This is a genomic window from Pseudomonas mandelii (genome assembly GCF_900106065.1).
Lineage (GTDB): Bacteria > Pseudomonadota > Gammaproteobacteria > Pseudomonadales > Pseudomonadaceae > Aquipseudomonas > Aquipseudomonas mandelii.
Window position 1 is genome coordinate 1773444 of the sequence record NZ_LT629796.1, and the last position, 16051, is coordinate 1789494.

The following is a 16051-nucleotide window of genomic DNA, read 5'->3' on the forward strand; positions in this document are numbered from 1 at the left end:
TTAAGAAGACTGGATGAAAACCCGCGACCGGATCCTCGAATGTGCCCTGCAATTGTTCAATCAGAAGGGTGAACCGAACGTTTCCACCATGGAAGTTGCCAACGAAATGGGCATCAGCCCGGGCAATCTCTACTACCACTTCCACGGCAAGGAACCGTTGATTCTCGGCTTGTTCGAGCGTTTCCAGGCCGAGCTTGCGCCACTGCTTGATCCTCCGGCCGACGTGGAGCTGGCACCGGAGGATTACTGGCTGTTCCTGCACTTGATCGTCGAGCGGCTGGCCCATTACCGGTTTCTGTTCCAGGACCTGTCAAACCTGGCCGGGCGCCTGCCGAAACTGGCCAAGGGCATCCGCAATCTGCTCAATGCACTGAAGCGCACGCTGGCTTCGTTGCTGGCGCGATTGAAGGCGCAAGGGCAGTTGGTCAGTGACACTCAAGCGCTGGGGCAGTTGGTGGAGCAGATCACCATGACGCTGCTGTTCTCACTGGACTATCAGCGGATTCTTGATCGCGAGGGTGAAGTCAGGTTGGTGGTGTATCAGATCATGATGCTGGTGGCGCCGCATTTGCTGCCGCCGATCAAAGTGGCGACCGAGCACCTGGCCCTGCAATACCTCGAAGAACACGAGTAACCCTTTCACTGGATAAACACATTTCACTGTGGGAGCGAGTCTGCTCGCGATGTCGCCGGGTCAGTCAATATCAATGTTGAATGACACACCGCAATCGCGAGCAGGCTCACTCCCACAAGGGTTCTGCGGTGTGTATGAAATCGCGCACAAACAAAAACGCCCGACCTTTGCAGGCCGGGCGTTTTCTTGAGCCCTGAAAAATCAGGACTGACTGGTTGGCGTCGATGGAGCTGGCGCGACAGTCGGGGTTACAGCAGGGGTCGGTGCAGCAGCGGAGTTCGACGTGCTGACCGGGGTCGCCGGTTTGGCGGCAGCCACTGCTGGTTTTGGCGCGGCAGCCTTAGGCGTGGCCGGTTTCTTCACTGCTGGCTTCTTCGCTGCGGCAGGTTTTGCCGCTGGCTTGGCTGCCGGTTTGGCCGCTGCAGTTTTGGCAGCCGGTTTTGCTGCTGGTTTGGCGGCGGCTTTGGCAGCAACCGATTTGACCGCTGTCTTGGCTGCTGCAGGTTTGGCGGCGGCAGTCTTGGTAGCGGACTTGGCGGCGGATGCGACTTTCGACGCGGCTTTGGCGACCGGTTTGGCAGCCGCTTTTACCAGTGGCTTGGCAGCGCTTTTGGCGGCTGGTTTAGCAGCAGGTTTGGCCGCTGCGGTTTTCGCCGCAACAGGTGCAACCTTGGCGCCGGTGAGTTTCTCGATCTGCTTGGTCAGGGTATCGACCTTGCTGTGCAGCGCTTTCACTTCATTGCGGCTCGGTACACCCAGGCGCGAAATGGCGCTGTTCAGGCGCTTGTCAAAAGCCCCTTCCAGCTCATCCCACTTGCCCAGTGCACGATCTTTCACGCCGCTGATGCGCGACTTGGCCGACGAAGCGGAGTCCTTGGCGGCATCGACTTTCTTGCCGACAGCGCTCTTGGTGAGCTTCTCGGCTTTCTCGCCGTCTTTAACCAATGTATCGAAGAGCTTGCTGCCGTCAGTGTCGATCTTCGAGTACACGCCTAAACCAGCAAGCCAGATTTTGCGGGAGTAGTCTTCGACTTTCCCGATCCACGAGCTGCCTTCTTTTTCGGTGTTCTTTTTACCAGCCATCCCGTTCTCCTTAAGATTTACGCGCGACGCGTTCGAGCAATGCCGTCAGCTCATCGAGCTTAGCAGAGAGTGTCTCAACGTCATGTTTAGACGGAATGCCGATACGATTCAAGGCACTTGCGACACGCGAGTCAAAAGCCTTCTCGACCTTGTCGAGTTGAACTTCGACCTTGCCTTTGAAAGTGCTCACTTCACTCTTGGCTTCTTCAATCTCTGTGTTAGCCGCTTCAAGTTTCTCGGCAACAACTTTTTTACCTTTGGTTTCAACAGTTTGACCAGCCTTGATCAACTCTTGAAAGTACTCGCTGCCCTCTTGACCGACCTTGGTGTAGGCCCCTAGGCCTGCCAGCCAGATCTTGCGGGCATAGGATTTGACGTCGCCCAGAGCAGTAGTCGAAGCGTCGATTTTTTTCTTCAAAATAACTTTGGCCATGGTGCACCTCACGCGCAGAAGGTTTGAGGAACTGCCCGCGAAAGTGTCGGGCTCAGGCACAAAGTAGGGAGAAAAATTAGAAACGGCACCCTAACAACTGACATAAAACTTTGGCTTCACACAAAACAAATGCAGGAGTGAGCCTGCTCGCGATAGCGGTCTGTCAGTCGACATTGATTTCGACTGACAGACCGCTATCGCGAGCAGGCTCACTCCTACAGATGAAGGGATTTCAATCCGGAATCAGACCAAGGCCTTATCAAGGGCTTTTTCGATTTCCGATTTGATCATGCCGCTCATGGCCGACATCATCAGGCCCAACTCCACATCGACGCGGATCGAATCTTCGCTGACATGTACCGCGCCTTTCACACCGGAACGTTTGAGGTTCAGGGTGTCGCCGGACCATTGCGGCTCCAGGCCATATTGATCGGACAGCTTCTGCGCCAACAGATCAGCCTTCTCGCGGGCTGCTTCCTTGCCCAGGCCGTGGGCACGCTCAACACTAATACGGGCCATCGAATGACTCCTGCTTTATGGATACTTTCCTGAAGCATCTTGACCGCTGCTGCGGCAAAACGTCCCGGTGGTTGCCTATCTTACCTTCAGCCTTGCCAAGACAAAGCAGGCCACCGGGATTAGAATGTCCCGCATTCTCTTTTGGTGACAGCGATATGACTGATCAGCGCAAAGGCAGCGATGCCGAACCCACCACTCACTTCGGCTTCAAAAACGTACCGGAAAGCCAGAAAGCGGAAAAAGTCGCTGAGGTTTTCCACTCGGTAGCCGCCAAGTACGACTTGATGAACGACCTCCTGTCGGGCGGCATGCACCGTCTGTGGAAGCGTTTTGCGATCGAGCTGTCGGGTGTTCGCACCGGTAACCGCGTGCTGGACATCGCCGGCGGCACAGGCGACCTGACCAAGAAGTTCTCGCACCTCGTTGGCCCGACCGGCCAGGTGGTGTTGGCCGACATCAACGAATCCATGCTCAAGGTCGGTCGTGACCGCCTGCTGGATCTGGGTGTGGCCGGTAATGTCGAGTTCGTTCAGGCCGACGCTGAAAAGCTGCCGTTCCCGGACAACCATTTTGACTGCGTGACCATCGCGTTCGGTCTGCGCAACGTGACCCATAAAGAAGACGCCCTGCGCTCGATGCTGCGAGTACTGAAACCGGGCGGCCGTTTGCTGGTGCTGGAATTCTCCAAGCCGACCAATGCGCTGATGTCCAAAGCCTACGACGCCTACTCGTTCGCCTTCATGCCGTTGATGGGCAAGCTGATCACCAACGACTCGGAAAGCTATCGCTACCTGGCCGAATCGATCCGCATGCACCCGAATCAGGAAACCCTGAAGTCGATGATGGTCGAGGCCGGTTTCGACCGCGTGACCTACCACAACATGACCGCAGGCATCGTCGCCCTGCACCGCGGCATCAAACCCTGATGTTGCTGGCCGGCCTGCTCGCCAGCGTTGAACTCGGTCTGAACCGGGTGCTGCGTCTCGACAGCACGGCGCTACCGCGACTGGCGCATTTGAGCGGCAGGGTGATTGCCGTCGACTGCCGCAGCCCGGCGCTGCAACTGTTCATCCTGCCCAGCGACGAAGGCCTGATGCTCGCGTCCCACTGGGAAACCGGCGCTGACTGCACGTTGCGTGCACCGGCCTCCAGCCTGTTGAAACTGGCGATGAGCAAGGAAAAGACCTCGGTGCTGCATGGCCCTGAAGTCGAGCTCGACGGTGACAGCGGCGTGCTGCTGGAGCTGGCGGCGATCCTTCAGGACCTTGAGCTGGACTGGGAGTACGAACTCTCGCGCTGGCTCGGCCCGGTCGCCACGCAACTGGTCGGAGGTCACCTGCGCAGCCGCGCACGCTGGTATCAGCAAGGTTTCGCCAGCCTGAATCAGAATCTTGGCGAATACCTGGCCGAAGAATCGCGCACCCTCGTCGGTCAGCGCGAAGCCGAAGCCCGTTTCAGTGAACTGGACCAGATCAAGCTCGATCTGGAACGTCTCGAGGCGCGTTTCGAGCGCCTTTCCCGATCCCTCGACCCAAGCGATAACGCATGAAGCTGCTTGCCGTCCGCCGTTTGTTGCGCATCCAGCGCGTTGTGATTCGCTACCGCCTCGATGACCTGCTGTTCGCCCTGCCGCTGCCCTGGTTTCTCCTGGCGCTGCGCTACGCCTTGCCGTGGCGCTGGTTCCCGCGCAAGACGCTGGACCTGAGCCGTGGTGCGCGATTGCGCCTGGCGTTGCAGGACCTTGGGCCGATTTTCATCAAGTTCGGGCAGATCCTTTCGACGCGTCGCGACCTGCTGCCCGAAGACATCGCCGATGAGTTGATGAAGCTGCAGGACCGTGTGCCGCCGTTCGACTCGCAAGTGTCGGTCAACCTGATCGAAGAGCAGCTCGGCAAAAAGATCAGTGAAGTGTTCAGCCGTTTCGACGTCGAACCGCTGGCCTCAGCCTCGGTGGCGCAGGTGCATGCCGCGCAACTGAAGACCGGCGAAGAAGTGGTGGTCAAGGTGATACGCCCGGGCCTGAAACCGATCATTGCCCAGGACCTGGCGTGGCTGTTCATCCTCGCCCGCGCCGCCGAAAAACTCTCGGCCGATGCACGTTTGCTGCACCCGGTGGACGTGGTCCAGGACTACGAAAAAACCATCTACGACGAACTCGACCTACTGCGCGAAGCGGCCAATGCCAGCCAGTTGAAGCGCAACTTCGAAGGCTCGCCGCTGCTGTATGTGCCACAAGTCTATTGGGACTGGTGCCGGCCGAAAGTGCTGGTAATGGAGCGCATCTACGGGATTCAGGTCACCGACCTCGCGACCCTGGCCGACCAGCGCACCGACATGAAGATGCTCGCCGAACGGGGTGTGGAAATCTTCTTCACCCAAGTGTTCCGCGACAGTTTCTTCCACGCCGACATGCACCCGGGCAACATCTTTGTCAGCACCGTCAACCCGTGGAGCCCGCAATACATTGCGATCGACTGCGGCATCGTCGGCAGCCTGACCCCTGAAGATCAGGATTACCTGGCGCGTAACCTGTTCGCGTTCTTCAAGCGTGACTACCGTCGTGTGGCGCAGTTGCACATCGATTCGGGCTGGGTACCGGCAGAAACCAAGCTCAACGAATTCGAGGCAGCGATCCGCACCGTGTGCGAGCCGATCTTCGAAAAACCGTTAAAAGATATTTCATTCGGCCAAGTACTGATGCGCCTGTTCCAGACCGCTCGCCGCTTCAACATGGAAGTGCAGCCGCAACTCGTGTTGCTGCAAAAAACCTTGCTGAACATCGAAGGCCTCGGCCGTCAGCTGTACCCGGATCTCGATCTGTGGAACACCGCCCAGCCGTTCCTCGAACGCTGGATGCGTGAGCGCGTCAGCCCCAAAGCCCTGCTCGGCAACGTGCAGAGCCAGTTCGAACAGATTCCGCACCTGGCCAACATGGCCCGTGACCTGCTCGAACGCATGTCCCAGCCCCACGCCAACGATCCGCCGCCACCGTGGCACAAGCGCAAGGACGACTGGTTCCTGCGCCTGCTCGGCTGCGCTCACCTGGCGGGCGGCGCCATTCTGCTGGCCGGCGGGCCATTGAGCGATATGGGTCATTGGCCGGCCGGAATCATGGTGGCCGTCGGTTTGTATCTGGTCGTTCGCCGATAGCCAGCGCCCCCGCACGCTGGCACACTGTTTGAACGCTTGGGTTCTGCTCATGAAGTGTGGAACCCGCTGTCGGAGTCGAAGATGAAAAACTGGCTGGACGAGATCAAGTGGGACGCAGACGGCCTGGTGCCGGCGATTGCCCAGGATCACAAGACCGGGCGCGTCCTGATGATGGCCTGGATGAACCGCGAATCACTGGAACTGAGCGCTGCCGAGAACCGTGCCATTTACTGGTCACGTTCCCGTGGCAAGCTGTGGCGCAAGGGCGAGGAGTCCGGCCACGTGCAAACGCTGCATGAGATGCGCCTGGACTGTGACGCCGACGTGATCATCCTGATGGTCGAGCAGATCGGCGACATTGCTTGCCATACCGGTCGGCAGAGCTGCTTCTACCGCGTCTTCGAGAACGGCGACTGGAAAACCGTCGATCCCGTGCTCAAGGACCCGCACGCCATTTATTCCGCAGGACACAGCCATGAGTGACACCCTGACCCGTCTGGCCGAGGTGCTGGAAGAGCGCAAAGGCGCTGCCGCTGACAGCTCGTATGTCGCCAGCCTGTACCACAAGGGCTTGAACAAGATTCTGGAAAAAGTCGGCGAAGAGTCGGTCGAAACCATCATTGCCGCCAAGGATGCCGCCATCAGCGGCGACTGCAGCGATGTGATCTACGAGACCGCCGACCTGTGGTTCCACAGCATGGTCATGCTCGCCCAACTGGGGCAGCATCCACAGGCTGTACTCGATGAACTGGACCGTCGTTTCGGTCTGTCCGGACACGCCGAGAAAGCCTCGCGCCCGTCCGCCTGAACAACTATTAGAGAGGAGCAGCAACATGGGCATTTTTGACTGGAAACACTGGATCGTCATCCTGGTTGTTGTCGTGCTGGTGTTCGGCACCAAGAAACTGAAAAACCTCGGTACTGACGTGGGCGAGTCGATCAAGGGTTTCAAGAAAGCCATGAACGATGACGAGAAACCGGCCGATCCTACCGTGACTCCGGCGCAACCGGTTCCACCTGTTCAGCCACAGACCACGCAGTCCGTGAACCAGCCGCACACCATCGACGTGCAGGCGCAAAAAGTCGAAGAGCCGATCCGCAAAGACGTGTGAGCACTGACTAATGTTTGGTATCAGCTTCTCTGAACTGCTGCTCGTCGGCCTCGTCGCCCTGCTAGTGCTGGGCCCCGAGCGCCTGCCGGGCGCTGCGCGCACCGCAGGCCTGTGGGTCGGTCGCCTGAAGCGCAGCTTCAACGCGATCAAACAGGAAGTTGAACGTGAAATCGGTGCCGACGAGATTCGTCGGCAACTGCACAACGAGCACATCCTGTCGCTGGAACAGGAGGCGCGGAAGATTTTCACGCCGACCCAGCAGGAGGCCACGCCCGTTCAGCCTGTTGAACCGATCGCGGAGCAAACGATTCATGCCCCCGCCGCCGAGCCAGCACCTGTCGTCGCCGTAGAAGCACCTGCACCCGTTGTTGCAACGCCACCGGTTGAACCTGCCACGCCTGCGGCTGCGCCTGTTGCGCCGGCCCCTCATGACCCAACACTGGCGCCGCGAGCCCCATGAGCGATCTTCCTGAAAACGACCAGCACATGCCGCTGGTTTCGCACCTCACCGAGTTGCGTACCCGCCTGCTGCGTTGCGTAGCGGCGATCTTCATCATCTTCGCCGGGTTGTTCGCCTTCACCCAGCAGATCTATACCTTCGTTTCGACGCCGCTGCGCCAGTATTTGCCCGTGGGCGCAACGATGATCGCCACCGACGTGTCGTCGCCGTTCCTGACGCCATTGAAGCTGACCATGATGGTCTCGCTGTTCCTGGCAATCCCGGTGATCCTGCATCAGATCTGGGGCTTCATCGCGCCGGGCCTGTACAAGCATGAGAAGCGCATCGCCGTGCCGTTGCTGGTGTCCAGCATCATGCTGTTCTACGCCGGCATGGCATTCGCCTATTACCTGGTGTTCCCGCTGATCTTCAAGTTCTTCGCCGCCGCCACCCCGGCCGGCGTGGAAATGATGACTGACATCAGCAGCTACCTCGACTTCGTCATGACGCTATTCTTTGCCTTCGGCGTGGCGTTCGAGATCCCGGTGGCTGTGGTGCTGCTGGTATGGATCGGCGTGGTCGACGTCAAATACCTGAAGAAAATCCGCCCTTACGTGATCATCGGCTGCTTCGTGGTCGGCATGATCCTGACACCACCGGACATCTTCTCGCAGACGCTGTTGGCTGTACCGATGTGGTTGTTGTTCGAGATCGGCATCCTGTTCGGCGGTCTGATCAGCAAGCGCGGCGATCATCCAGACGATCAGCCGGACAACCAGCCGGCAGACGATCACAACGACCAGCCGCCAGCGACCCAGCCGTGAACCTGCTGCTCCTCGAAGAGGCCGATTTCATTGCGGCCGACCGGGTGATCCTGCGTGATCGCCGGTTGACGCACATGCAGGAAGTCCACCGCTGTGAAGTGGGTGACAGCATGCGCGTCGGGCGTATCGGCGGCCTGATGGGTGCGGCCGAAGTGCTGCGCCTGGACGCTGATGAAGCAGAATTGCGCGTCACCCTTGACCAGCCGCCGCCGACCAAGCTGCCCCTGACACTGATATTGGCCCTGCCACGGCCGAAAATGCTGCGCAGGGTGTTTCAGACCGTGGCGGCCATGGGTGTGCCACGAATCATCCTGGTGAACAGCTATCGCGTCGAGAAGAGCTTCTGGCAGACGCCGTTTCTGGAACCTGAAGCGATTCGCGAGCAATTGATCCTCGGCCTGGAACAGGCCCGGGACAGCGTGCTGCCGGAAATCGTCATCGAGAAGCGCTTCAAGCCGTTCGTCGAAGATCGGCTGCCGGCCATTTCCGAAGGCACCCTAGGCCTGGTGGGTCACCCGGGCAATTACCCGCCCTGCCCTCGCGGCCTGAATGAACCGGTGACCCTGGCCATCGGCCCCGAAGGCGGCTGGATCCCTTACGAAATCGACCTGCTGGCCAAGTCTGGCCTGCAACCGGTACAACTTGGCGAGCGCATCCTGCGCGTCGAAACCGCCGTCACCGCCCTGCTCGCCCGCCTCTTTTAAGATCAAGCACGGTCACTGTGGCGAGGGAGCTTGCTCCCGTTTGGGCGCGCCGCGGCCACCGATTTATTCCTGCAAAACCATCTCAGCCTGATTTGCGACTGCTTCGCAGCCGGACGGGAGCAAGCTCCCTCGCCACAGGGATTTACTCGCCCTGAATACCGCGCTGTACCTACAGATACCCGGCCGCCGGCCGATACAGCTCCCATAAAACCAATTTGTAGTCCGAGGGAGTAGCAGCATGTACCGTTGGCTAACCGAGAGTCTGGGAAACGTAAGCGTCAATCGCAAACTGGGGATCGGTTTCGGTCTGGTGCTGCTGCTGACGCTGCTGATCACCTTCACCGCCTGGACCGGCCTGACGGGCGTGATGAGCCGGGGCGACAAGCTGGGGTTCATTGCCAGCCTCAACAACCAGACCAAAGACCTGCGCCTGGCCCGTCTGGACTACGAAATGCGCCGAGGCGAACAAGGCCCGGGCGCCGTCAACGATCTGTTGAGCCAACTCGACACAGGCCTGCAAACCGCACGCAAATTGATCGAACAGCCTGCTGATGCGGCGATGATTGACCAGCAACTGGCCGCCGTCAGCCAGTACAAGCAAGCCTTCATCGCGATGACCCTGGCCGGTGCCAACCGCGAAGACGCCCGCAGCAAACTGGGCGCCACCGCCGATAACGCCGTGGCCCGCGTCGCTGAAGTCGAAAAGTCCATGCTGCAAGGCGACAGCGTCGCCGACTTCAACAGCGTGATCGACCTGAGCAAACTGATTCAGCAGGCACGCTTCCAGGTGCGCGGCTACACCTACAGCGGCAAGACCGAGGCCGAGCAACCTGCACTGGACGCCATCGACAACGCCCTGAAGAACCTCGAAAGCCTGCCCTCCAAACTGCCGGAACAGCACATTGCCAACCTGCAGCAGGCCAGCGATTCGCTCAAGGCCTATCGTGCCGCCGTCAGCCAGTTCCGCGACTCGCAAGTAGCCAGCGCCGCCGCCCTCAAGCGCATGGCCGCGCAAGGCGATATCTTGCTCGACGTCAGTAAAAAACTCACCGTGTCACAAACCATCGTCCGCGACACCGACGCAGCACACGCCAAGAACCTGCTGCTGATGGCCACCGTTCTGGCCCTGGCGTTTGGCTTGCTGGCGGCATGGGCGATCACTCGCCAGATCGTGGTTCCGCTGAACCAGACCCTCAAAGTCGCCGAACGCGTGGCGGCTGGCGACCTGACGCAAAACCTTGTTTCTGAACGTCGCGACGAATTGGGCCAGCTCCAGCGTGCCATGCAGAACATGACTCTGGGCCTGCGCGAACTGATCGGTGGTATCAGCGATGGCGTAACGCAAATCGCCAGCGCCGCCGAAGAACTGTCCGCCGTCACCGAACAGACCAGCGCCGGGGTCAACAGCCAGAAGGTCGAGACCGATCAGGTGGCCACGGCAATGAACGAAATGACGGCCACCGTGCAGGAAGTCGCGCGAAACGCCGAAGAAGCCTCCGAAGCCGCCGTCGCCGCCGATCAGCAGGCCCGCGAAGGTGACAAAGTGGTCGGAGAGGCCATCGCTCAGATCGAGCGCCTGGCCCTTGAGGTCGGCAATTCCACAGCGGCCATGGGTGATCTGAAACGCGAGAGCGACAAGATCGGCAGCGTGCTGGACGTGATCAAATCCGTGGCCCAACAAACCAACCTTCTGGCCCTCAACGCCGCGATTGAAGCCGCCCGTGCCGGTGAGGCCGGACGTGGTTTCGCGGTGGTCGCCGACGAGGTGCGCAGCCTGGCCCAGCGCACTCAGAAGTCCACCGAGGAAATCGAAGAGCTGATCGTCGGCCTGCAAACCGGCACCCAGCAAGTGGCGACCATCATGGACAACAGCCGCAGCCTGACCGACAGCAGCGTCGAACTGACCCGCCGCGCCGGTAGCTCGCTGGAAAGCATCACCCGCACGGTGTCGGCGATTCAATCGATGAACCAGCAGATTGCCGCCGCTGCCGAGCAGCAAACCGCAGTGGCCGAGGAGATCAACCGGAGCGTGCTGAACGTGCGCGATGTGTCCGAGCAGACCTCGGCAGCCAGTGAAGAGACCGCGGCGTCCAGCGTCGAGCTGGCGCGCCTGGGGACGCATCTGCAGATGCTGGTGGGCAGGTTCAAGGTTTGAAACCGAGGTGATGCCTTCGCGGGCAAGCCTCGCGCCTACAGGACTTTGCGTATCGCTCGATTGAGCCACGACACAATACTGTAGGAGCGAGGCTTGCCCGCGAAGGCGTCACGACAGGCGCTCAAGCTACAAAACCTGACGCAAGAAGGCCTGCGCCCGCGGATCCTTCGGCGCATCGAAGAACTCGGCCGGCGAGGCATCTTCCAGCAATTTGCCGTGATCGAAGAACAGCACTCGATCCGCGACTTCCCGTGCAAAGCCCATCTCGTGGGTGACGCAGACCATGGTCATGCCTCCGTTTGCACAAGGGTTTAAGCAGGAATTGTTGCTCTAACGATCAGCAGCGCAAAAAAAACCCCGCTTTCGCGGGGTTTCTCGTCAGGCCAACTGAGGCTGCGCACTCAGTGGTTTGAGCGGTAGCAGCGGCGCATGGGGATCGGCTTTCACCGATTTGCGCCAGGCTGCCAGCCACTCGGGATGGCCTTCATTCCAGATCTGCTCATGCAAGCGAGCCAATGCCACCGGGTCGCTCAGCAATTGCACACGCTCATTGTTGTTCAGGCCGTCAGGCCCGACTTTCAATGCGTGACGCACCCGCTCGATGCGCAACCATTCGATCGGCTCGGCCTGACCGTGACGCGAGGTCGCCAGCGAGCACGCCAAGGCGTTCTGCTGTGGATCGACCACCGCACGGATGAAACCGTCGTTCAGTGCATGCCAACGGTTTTCGTGGGTGTACTGATCGGTTGCCAGCAACGCCTGCGGCGGATTGTATTCCTCAGGGATCAGGAACAGGCTTTCGTCACGGGACTTGAGGCCCAGGCCGACACGACTGGAAATCACCGATACCGGGATCGACAGCATCAACGAACCGACGATCGGCACCAGCCACCACAGGAAGCTCGGGTTCAGCCAGACCACCAGCAGGGCCCAGAAGAAGCCCAGCAAGGTTTGCGGACCGTGGCGCTTGACCGCTTCGCTCCATGGCGTGGAGTCGTCGTCACGTTGTGGCGAATTCCAGGTCGCGGCCCAGCCGAGGAACGCGGCGAGGACGAAACGGGTGTGGAAAATCATCCGCACCGGCGCCAGCAGCATGGAGAACAGCATCTCCAGCAGCATCGACAAGGTCACCTTGAACTTGCCACCGAACTCTTTCGCGCCCTTGGCCCAGATCAGGATGATGCTCAACAGCTTCGGCAGGAACAACAGCACAATCGTCGTCGAGAACAGCGCAATTGCTTTGTCCGGGTGCCATTGCGGCCACAGCGGATAGAGCTGACGCGGCTCAAGGAAGTACTGCGGTTCCATCAAGGTGTTGACCGCCAGCAGCGCCGTCGACAACACCAGGAAGAAGAACCATAACGGTGCCGACAGGTAAGACATCACGCCGGTCAGGAACACCGCACGGTGCACCGGGTGCATGCCCTTGACCAGGAACAGGCGGAAGTTCATCAGGTTACCGTGGCACCAGCGACGGTCACGCTTGAGTTCGTCCAGCAGGTTCGGCGGCAGTTCTTCGTAGCTGCCCGGCAAATCGTAGGCAATCCACACGCCCCAGCCGGCACGGCGCATCAGCGCAGCTTCGACGAAGTCGTGGGACAGAATCGCACCGGCAAAAGCACCTTTACCCGGCAACGGCGCCAAGGCGCAGTGCTCGATGAACGGCTTCATGCGGATGATCGCGTTGTGGCCCCAGTAGTGGGATTCACCCAACTGCCAGAAGTGCAGGCCGGCGGTGAACAACGGACCGTACACGCGGGTAGCAAACTGCTGCATACGCGCATAAAGGGTGTCCATGCCCGACGCACGCGGCGCGGTCTGGATGATCCCGGCGTCCGGCGTGGCTTCCATCAAGCGCACCAGGCTGGTCAGGCAGTCACCGCTCATTACGGAGTCCGCGTCGAGCACGACCATGTACTTGTAGTCACCGCCCCAGCGACGGCAGAAGTCGTCGAGGTTGCCGCTTTTACGTTTCACACGACGGCGACGACGGCGATAGAAAATCTTGCCGAAACCCTTGGCTTCACGGCAGACGTCCAGCCAGGCTTGCTGCTCGGCCACGCAGATGTCCGCGTCATTACTGTCACTGAGGACGAAGAAGTCGAAGCGATCCAGGTCACCCGTGGCTGCAACCGACTCGAAGGTCGCACGCAAACCGGCAAACACCCGTGGCACGTCTTCGTTGCAGATCGGCATCACCAGTGCAGTGCGCGCGTCCTTGGCAATCGGCTCGTTGCCAGCACTTTTACCGGAGATCCGGTATTTGTCGTGGCCAGTGAGCAATTCGAGGAAGCCCATCAGCGCCGTCCAGAAACCGGCCGAGACCCAGCAGAACAGAATCCCGAACAGAATCAGGATGCTGGTTTGCAGCGCATACGGCAGCACTTGCGTGACGGTTTTCAGGATCGGCTGGTGCAGAACCTCGTTCAGGTCGACGAACGACCAGCCCTGGTACGGCATGATGCCTTTCATGTACCAGCCGGCGACGATGGTCTGGCCAAGCATCAGGACCAGCAGAATGTAACGGCGGATCGAACCGACGGTGCGCCAGCGAGCCGCCGGCAGCACGTTCTCGTCCTTCGGCGGGGCCGGGGGATTGGTGCGACCGGTCAGACGCCGCCAGCCACGCACCAGAATGTTGGTGCGCCACGGCTCCGGCACGACTTTGGTCCGACGGATCGGCGGGGTGGCCTTGAGGCAAACCCGACCACTGGCGTCGACCGCCAGCATTTCCGCTTCTTCCAGTTCTTCAGCAGTGCTCAGGGTCAGGCGACGGCCCACCGAGGCTTGGGCAGCCTCGGTCGGAGCGTCGAACGTCGAAGACGACAGACGTTGGTGCAGTTCGCTGAAGGACTGGCAGCCCGCGAGTTCCGCGCGCTGCTGGTCGGTCATCGGTAGATGCGCCAGATACTCGGCAAGAGTCTCTGGCTGTAGTTGAGAATTACTCATCGGCAGGCAACTGGTAGCTCCAGGTCTCGGTCAGGACTTCTTCCGTCGCTGCCGATTCCGGTGTGGCTGGGGCCGCGTCCGCAGCAACAGGCTGCTTGGCGTCTTTGTTGTCCTTGTCCTTTTCCTTGGTATCGGCAACTGGCTTGGCGTCAGCCTGCTTGGCTTCGGCTTGCTTGGCGTCCTTGGCTTCCTTGGCTTCCTTGTCCGCCTTCTCTTGTTGCTTGGCGGCCACTTTATCGGCCTTGGCAACCGAAGAGTTGGAGACTGGCAGCGAGTTCTTGGAGAGGTCGCCCGGCACGATGTTCTCGACCAGTGCCGCACGCATCTCGGTAGGCTTGCCCGGATCCTTGATTTTCATCCGCAGGGTCAGGCGCCAGCCCTTGGTTTCAGGGTTGTAACGCACGCTGTTTTCGACCAGCTCGGCATTGTCGCCCACGCTGACCTGGCTGCGAACGTCCGCGGTTTCCGGCAGTGCTGCCAGGGACGGACCTTCGAAGTCCACCAGATAGGCAACGCTGCCATCCGGCTGACGGATCAGGTTGGACTGTTTCACGTCACCCGTGGAACGCAGGGTCTGTTGGACCCAGGCGCTGTCCGGTGCGTGAAGTGCGGCTTCGTCGATGGTCCAGTGCATGCGATAGGCGACGTCCAGCGGCTGACCAGGCTCAGGCAGTTTTTCCGGGCTCCAGAACGCAACGATATTGTCGTTGGTTTCGTCGGCAGTCGGAATCTCTACCAGATCGACGGAACCCTTGCCCCAATCGCCTTTTGGTTCGATCCAGGCACTTGGGCGCTTGTCGTAGCGGTCGTCGAGGTCTTCGTAGTGGCTAAAGTCGCGGCCACGTTGCAGCAAGCCGAAACCACGCGGGTTTTCGATCGAGTAGTTGCTCACGGCCAAGTGTTTTGGATTGTTCAGTGGACGCCAGATCCATTCGCCGTTGCCGGCATGAATCGACAGACCGCTGGAATCGTGCAGTTCACGACGGTAGTTCAGCACTTTCGACGGCTGGTTGGCGCCGAACAGGAACATGCTGGTCAGCGGCGCAACGCCAAGCTTGGTGACCTTGTCACGCAGGAACATGCGGGCCTTGACGTCGACAATGGTGTCGCTGCCAGGACGCAGGGTCAGACGATAAGCACCGGTGGCGCGTGGCGAATCCAGCAGCGCGAAGATCACCAGGTGTTTGTCACCCGGTTTTGGCCGTTGAATCCAGAATTCGGTGAAGCGCGGGAATTCTTCGCCGGACGGCAATGCGGTATCGATGGCCATGCCGCGAGCGGACAAGCCATAGGTGTGACCCTTGCCGACAACGCGGAAGTAGCTCGCGCCGAGCATGGTCATGATTTCGTCTTGCTTATCGGCCTTGTTGATCGGGTAAAGCACACGGAAACCGGCATAACCCAGTTGTTCGGTAGCTTTAGGATCGAACTTCACATCGCCGAAATCGAAACGAGTTGGGTCGTATTTGATCTCTTCGACGGTGTTAGCCGTGATTTCGTTGATTTTCACCGGCGTGTCGAAGTGCATGCCCTGGTGATAGAACGAAAGCTTGAACGGGGTTTTCTGATCGGCCCACTCGGCTTTTTCAGTGCGGAAACGAATTTTTTGATAGTCCGCGAATTTCATTTCGCGGAATTCGTTCGGCAGGTTACTGCGCGGGGCTTCGTATTTTTGTCCGGCCAGCTCTTTCGCCTTGACCGATACATCCTCCAGATTGAATGCCCAAATCTGGCCGGCGCTGAGCAAGCAGAGCAGTGCAGAGCCCGCTACCAGAGCGCTTCGGAACCGTTTGGCAGTCAATTTTGGTGCATTACAGGGAGTAACAATCACGAGCAACCCTCGCCGAAAACAGATCAAAAAACCAACGGCCAGCTATCTATATGCCAGGTTGGCGAGCATTGTTCCGACTCCTATGGGGCTAAATGATTCCCCAACAGGTCTCGGACAAGTCTCTACCTAAGTCAAAATGGACCAACGAACGCTGATCCCCGTAGCGCGCGATTATCTAGTAGGCCGCGTTACAACGCATCAGGGGTAACAAAGTATTT

16 protein-coding genes and 2 pseudogenes are annotated in these 16051 nt (G+C 59.7%); 12 read left to right on the forward strand and 6 right to left on the reverse strand.

The features are described 5' to 3' along the window. Positions 1-13: 13 nt before the first annotated feature. The gene (locus BLU63_RS07945; protein ID WP_010464462.1) at positions 14-634 is read left to right on the forward strand and encodes a TetR/AcrR family transcriptional regulator; all 621 of its coding nucleotides are present in this window, start codon (positions 14-16) and stop codon (positions 632-634) included. A gap of 201 nt (positions 635-835) precedes the next feature. On the opposite strand, the gene BLU63_RS07950 is transcribed toward BLU63_RS07945, so the two are convergent. The 3 genes from BLU63_RS07950 to BLU63_RS07960 form a co-directional block, all read right to left on the reverse strand. Continuing rightward, on the reverse strand, positions 836-1717 hold the full coding sequence (locus BLU63_RS07950; RefSeq protein ID WP_010464464.1) for a phasin family protein: 882 nt from the start codon (positions 1715-1717) through the stop codon (positions 836-838). A 10-nt stretch (positions 1718-1727) separates the two neighbouring features. Continuing rightward, positions 1728-2150: a phasin family protein gene (locus BLU63_RS07955; RefSeq protein WP_010464467.1), complete on the reverse strand. Its 423-nt coding sequence runs from the start codon at positions 2148-2150 to the stop codon at positions 1728-1730. Positions 2151-2393: 243 nt separating this feature from the next. After that, complete coding sequence (locus BLU63_RS07960; protein ID WP_010464468.1) at positions 2394-2669, reverse strand: polyhydroxyalkanoic acid system family protein; 276 nt, start codon at positions 2667-2669, stop codon at positions 2394-2396. A gap of 155 nt (positions 2670-2824) precedes the next feature. Between BLU63_RS07960 and ubiE the strand changes: the two genes are divergently transcribed. The 11 genes and pseudogenes from ubiE (at position 2825) to BLU63_RS33750 (ending at position 11053) form a co-directional block, all read left to right on the forward strand. Continuing rightward, positions 2825-3595 (forward strand): bifunctional demethylmenaquinone methyltransferase/2-methoxy-6-polyprenyl-1,4-benzoquinol methylase UbiE, encoded by a 771-nt coding sequence (ubiE, locus tag BLU63_RS07965; protein WP_007948968.1) that lies wholly within the window; start codon positions 2825-2827, stop codon positions 3593-3595. Then, positions 3595-4218: a ubiquinone biosynthesis accessory factor UbiJ gene (locus tag BLU63_RS07970; protein WP_010464473.1), complete on the forward strand. Its 624-nt coding sequence runs from the start codon at positions 3595-3597 to the stop codon at positions 4216-4218. The genes ubiE and BLU63_RS07970 overlap by 1 nt, the downstream gene beginning before the upstream one ends. Then, positions 4215-5819: a ubiquinone biosynthesis regulatory protein kinase UbiB gene (gene ubiB / locus BLU63_RS07975; RefSeq protein WP_010464476.1), complete on the forward strand. Its 1605-nt coding sequence runs from the start codon at positions 4215-4217 to the stop codon at positions 5817-5819. Before BLU63_RS07970 ends, ubiB begins: the two co-directional genes overlap by 4 nt. A gap of 81 nt (positions 5820-5900) precedes the next feature. Next, entirely contained in the window at positions 5901-6302 is a 402-nt protein-coding gene (hisI, locus tag BLU63_RS07980) for a phosphoribosyl-AMP cyclohydrolase (protein ID WP_010464478.1), read from the forward strand. Further along, positions 6295-6627, forward strand: coding sequence for a phosphoribosyl-ATP diphosphatase (locus tag BLU63_RS07985; RefSeq protein WP_008047820.1), 333 nt, complete (start codon positions 6295-6297; stop codon positions 6625-6627). The genes hisI and BLU63_RS07985 overlap by 8 nt, the downstream gene beginning before the upstream one ends. A 25-nt stretch (positions 6628-6652) precedes the next feature. Beyond that, on the forward strand, positions 6653-6931 hold the full coding sequence (locus BLU63_RS07990) for a twin-arginine translocase TatA/TatE family subunit (protein ID WP_010464483.1): 279 nt from the start codon (positions 6653-6655) through the stop codon (positions 6929-6931). A gap of 10 nt (positions 6932-6941) precedes the next feature. After that, complete coding sequence (gene tatB, locus BLU63_RS07995; RefSeq protein WP_077747609.1) at positions 6942-7391, forward strand: Sec-independent protein translocase protein TatB; 450 nt, start codon at positions 6942-6944, stop codon at positions 7389-7391. Further along, positions 7388-8194: a twin-arginine translocase subunit TatC gene (gene tatC, locus BLU63_RS08000; RefSeq protein WP_010464487.1), complete on the forward strand. Its 807-nt coding sequence runs from the start codon at positions 7388-7390 to the stop codon at positions 8192-8194. The genes tatB and tatC overlap by 4 nt, the downstream gene beginning before the upstream one ends. Further along, a complete protein-coding gene (locus tag BLU63_RS08005; protein ID WP_083375232.1) occupies positions 8191-8898 on the forward strand; it encodes a 16S rRNA (uracil(1498)-N(3))-methyltransferase in 708 nt (235 codons plus the stop codon). The genes tatC and BLU63_RS08005 overlap by 4 nt, the downstream gene beginning before the upstream one ends. Positions 8899-9265: 367 nt before the next feature. Next, positions 9266-10147 (forward strand): annotated as a pseudogene (locus tag BLU63_RS33745) (methyl-accepting chemotaxis protein); the annotation flags it as partial. A 201-nt stretch (positions 10148-10348) separates the two neighbouring features. Then, positions 10349-11053 (forward strand): methyl-accepting chemotaxis protein, encoded by a 705-nt coding sequence (locus tag BLU63_RS33750; protein WP_371918554.1) that lies wholly within the window; start codon positions 10349-10351, stop codon positions 11051-11053. 126 nt (positions 11054-11179) lie between these two features. On the opposite strand, the pseudogene BLU63_RS08015 reads toward BLU63_RS33750, so the two are convergent. The 3 genes and pseudogenes from BLU63_RS08015 to BLU63_RS08025 form a co-directional block, all read right to left on the reverse strand. Beyond that, a pseudogene (locus BLU63_RS08015) lies at positions 11180-11347 on the reverse strand (peptide ABC transporter ATP-binding protein); the annotation flags it as partial. Positions 11348-11431: 84 nt separating this feature from the next. Further along, entirely contained in the window at positions 11432-14002 is a 2571-nt protein-coding gene (mdoH, locus tag BLU63_RS08020; protein ID WP_010464496.1) for a glucans biosynthesis glucosyltransferase MdoH, read from the reverse strand. Continuing rightward, a complete protein-coding gene (locus BLU63_RS08025) occupies positions 13995-15833 on the reverse strand; it encodes a glucan biosynthesis protein (protein WP_083375234.1) in 1839 nt (612 codons plus the stop codon). The genes mdoH and BLU63_RS08025 overlap by 8 nt, the downstream gene beginning before the upstream one ends. Between the last annotated feature and the right edge of the window lie 218 nt (positions 15834-16051).

Bases quoted from the DNA above. Each gene is read 5' to 3' on its own strand.
- tatC (WP_010464487.1), top strand. From the start codon at position 7,388: ATGAGCGATCTTCCTGAAAACGACCAGCACATGCCGCTGGTTTCGCAC.
- ubiB (WP_010464476.1), top strand. From the start codon at position 4,215: ATGAAGCTGCTTGCCGTCCGCCGTTTGTTGCGCATCCAGCGCGTTGTG.
- BLU63_RS07955 (WP_010464467.1), bottom strand. From the start codon at position 2,150: ATGGCCAAAGTTATTTTGAAGAAAAAAATCGACGCTTCGACTACTGCT.
- BLU63_RS07990 (WP_010464483.1), top strand. From the start codon at position 6,653: ATGGGCATTTTTGACTGGAAACACTGGATCGTCATCCTGGTTGTTGTC.
- BLU63_RS07950 (WP_010464464.1), bottom strand. From the start codon at position 1,717: ATGGCTGGTAAAAAGAACACCGAAAAAGAAGGCAGCTCGTGGATCGGG.
- BLU63_RS33750 (WP_371918554.1), top strand. From the start codon at position 10,349: ATGACGGCCACCGTGCAGGAAGTCGCGCGAAACGCCGAAGAAGCCTCC.
- BLU63_RS07970 (WP_010464473.1), top strand. From the start codon at position 3,595: ATGTTGCTGGCCGGCCTGCTCGCCAGCGTTGAACTCGGTCTGAACCGG.
- hisI (WP_010464478.1), top strand. From the start codon at position 5,901: ATGAAAAACTGGCTGGACGAGATCAAGTGGGACGCAGACGGCCTGGTG.
- BLU63_RS07960 (WP_010464468.1), bottom strand. From the start codon at position 2,669: ATGGCCCGTATTAGTGTTGAGCGTGCCCACGGCCTGGGCAAGGAAGCA.
- BLU63_RS07945 (WP_010464462.1), top strand. From the start codon at position 14: ATGAAAACCCGCGACCGGATCCTCGAATGTGCCCTGCAATTGTTCAAT.
- ubiE (WP_007948968.1), top strand. From the start codon at position 2,825: ATGACTGATCAGCGCAAAGGCAGCGATGCCGAACCCACCACTCACTTC.
- tatB (WP_077747609.1), top strand. From the start codon at position 6,942: ATGTTTGGTATCAGCTTCTCTGAACTGCTGCTCGTCGGCCTCGTCGCC.
- BLU63_RS07985 (WP_008047820.1), top strand. From the start codon at position 6,295: ATGAGTGACACCCTGACCCGTCTGGCCGAGGTGCTGGAAGAGCGCAAA.
- mdoH (WP_010464496.1), bottom strand. From the start codon at position 14,002: ATGAGTAATTCTCAACTACAGCCAGAGACTCTTGCCGAGTATCTGGCG.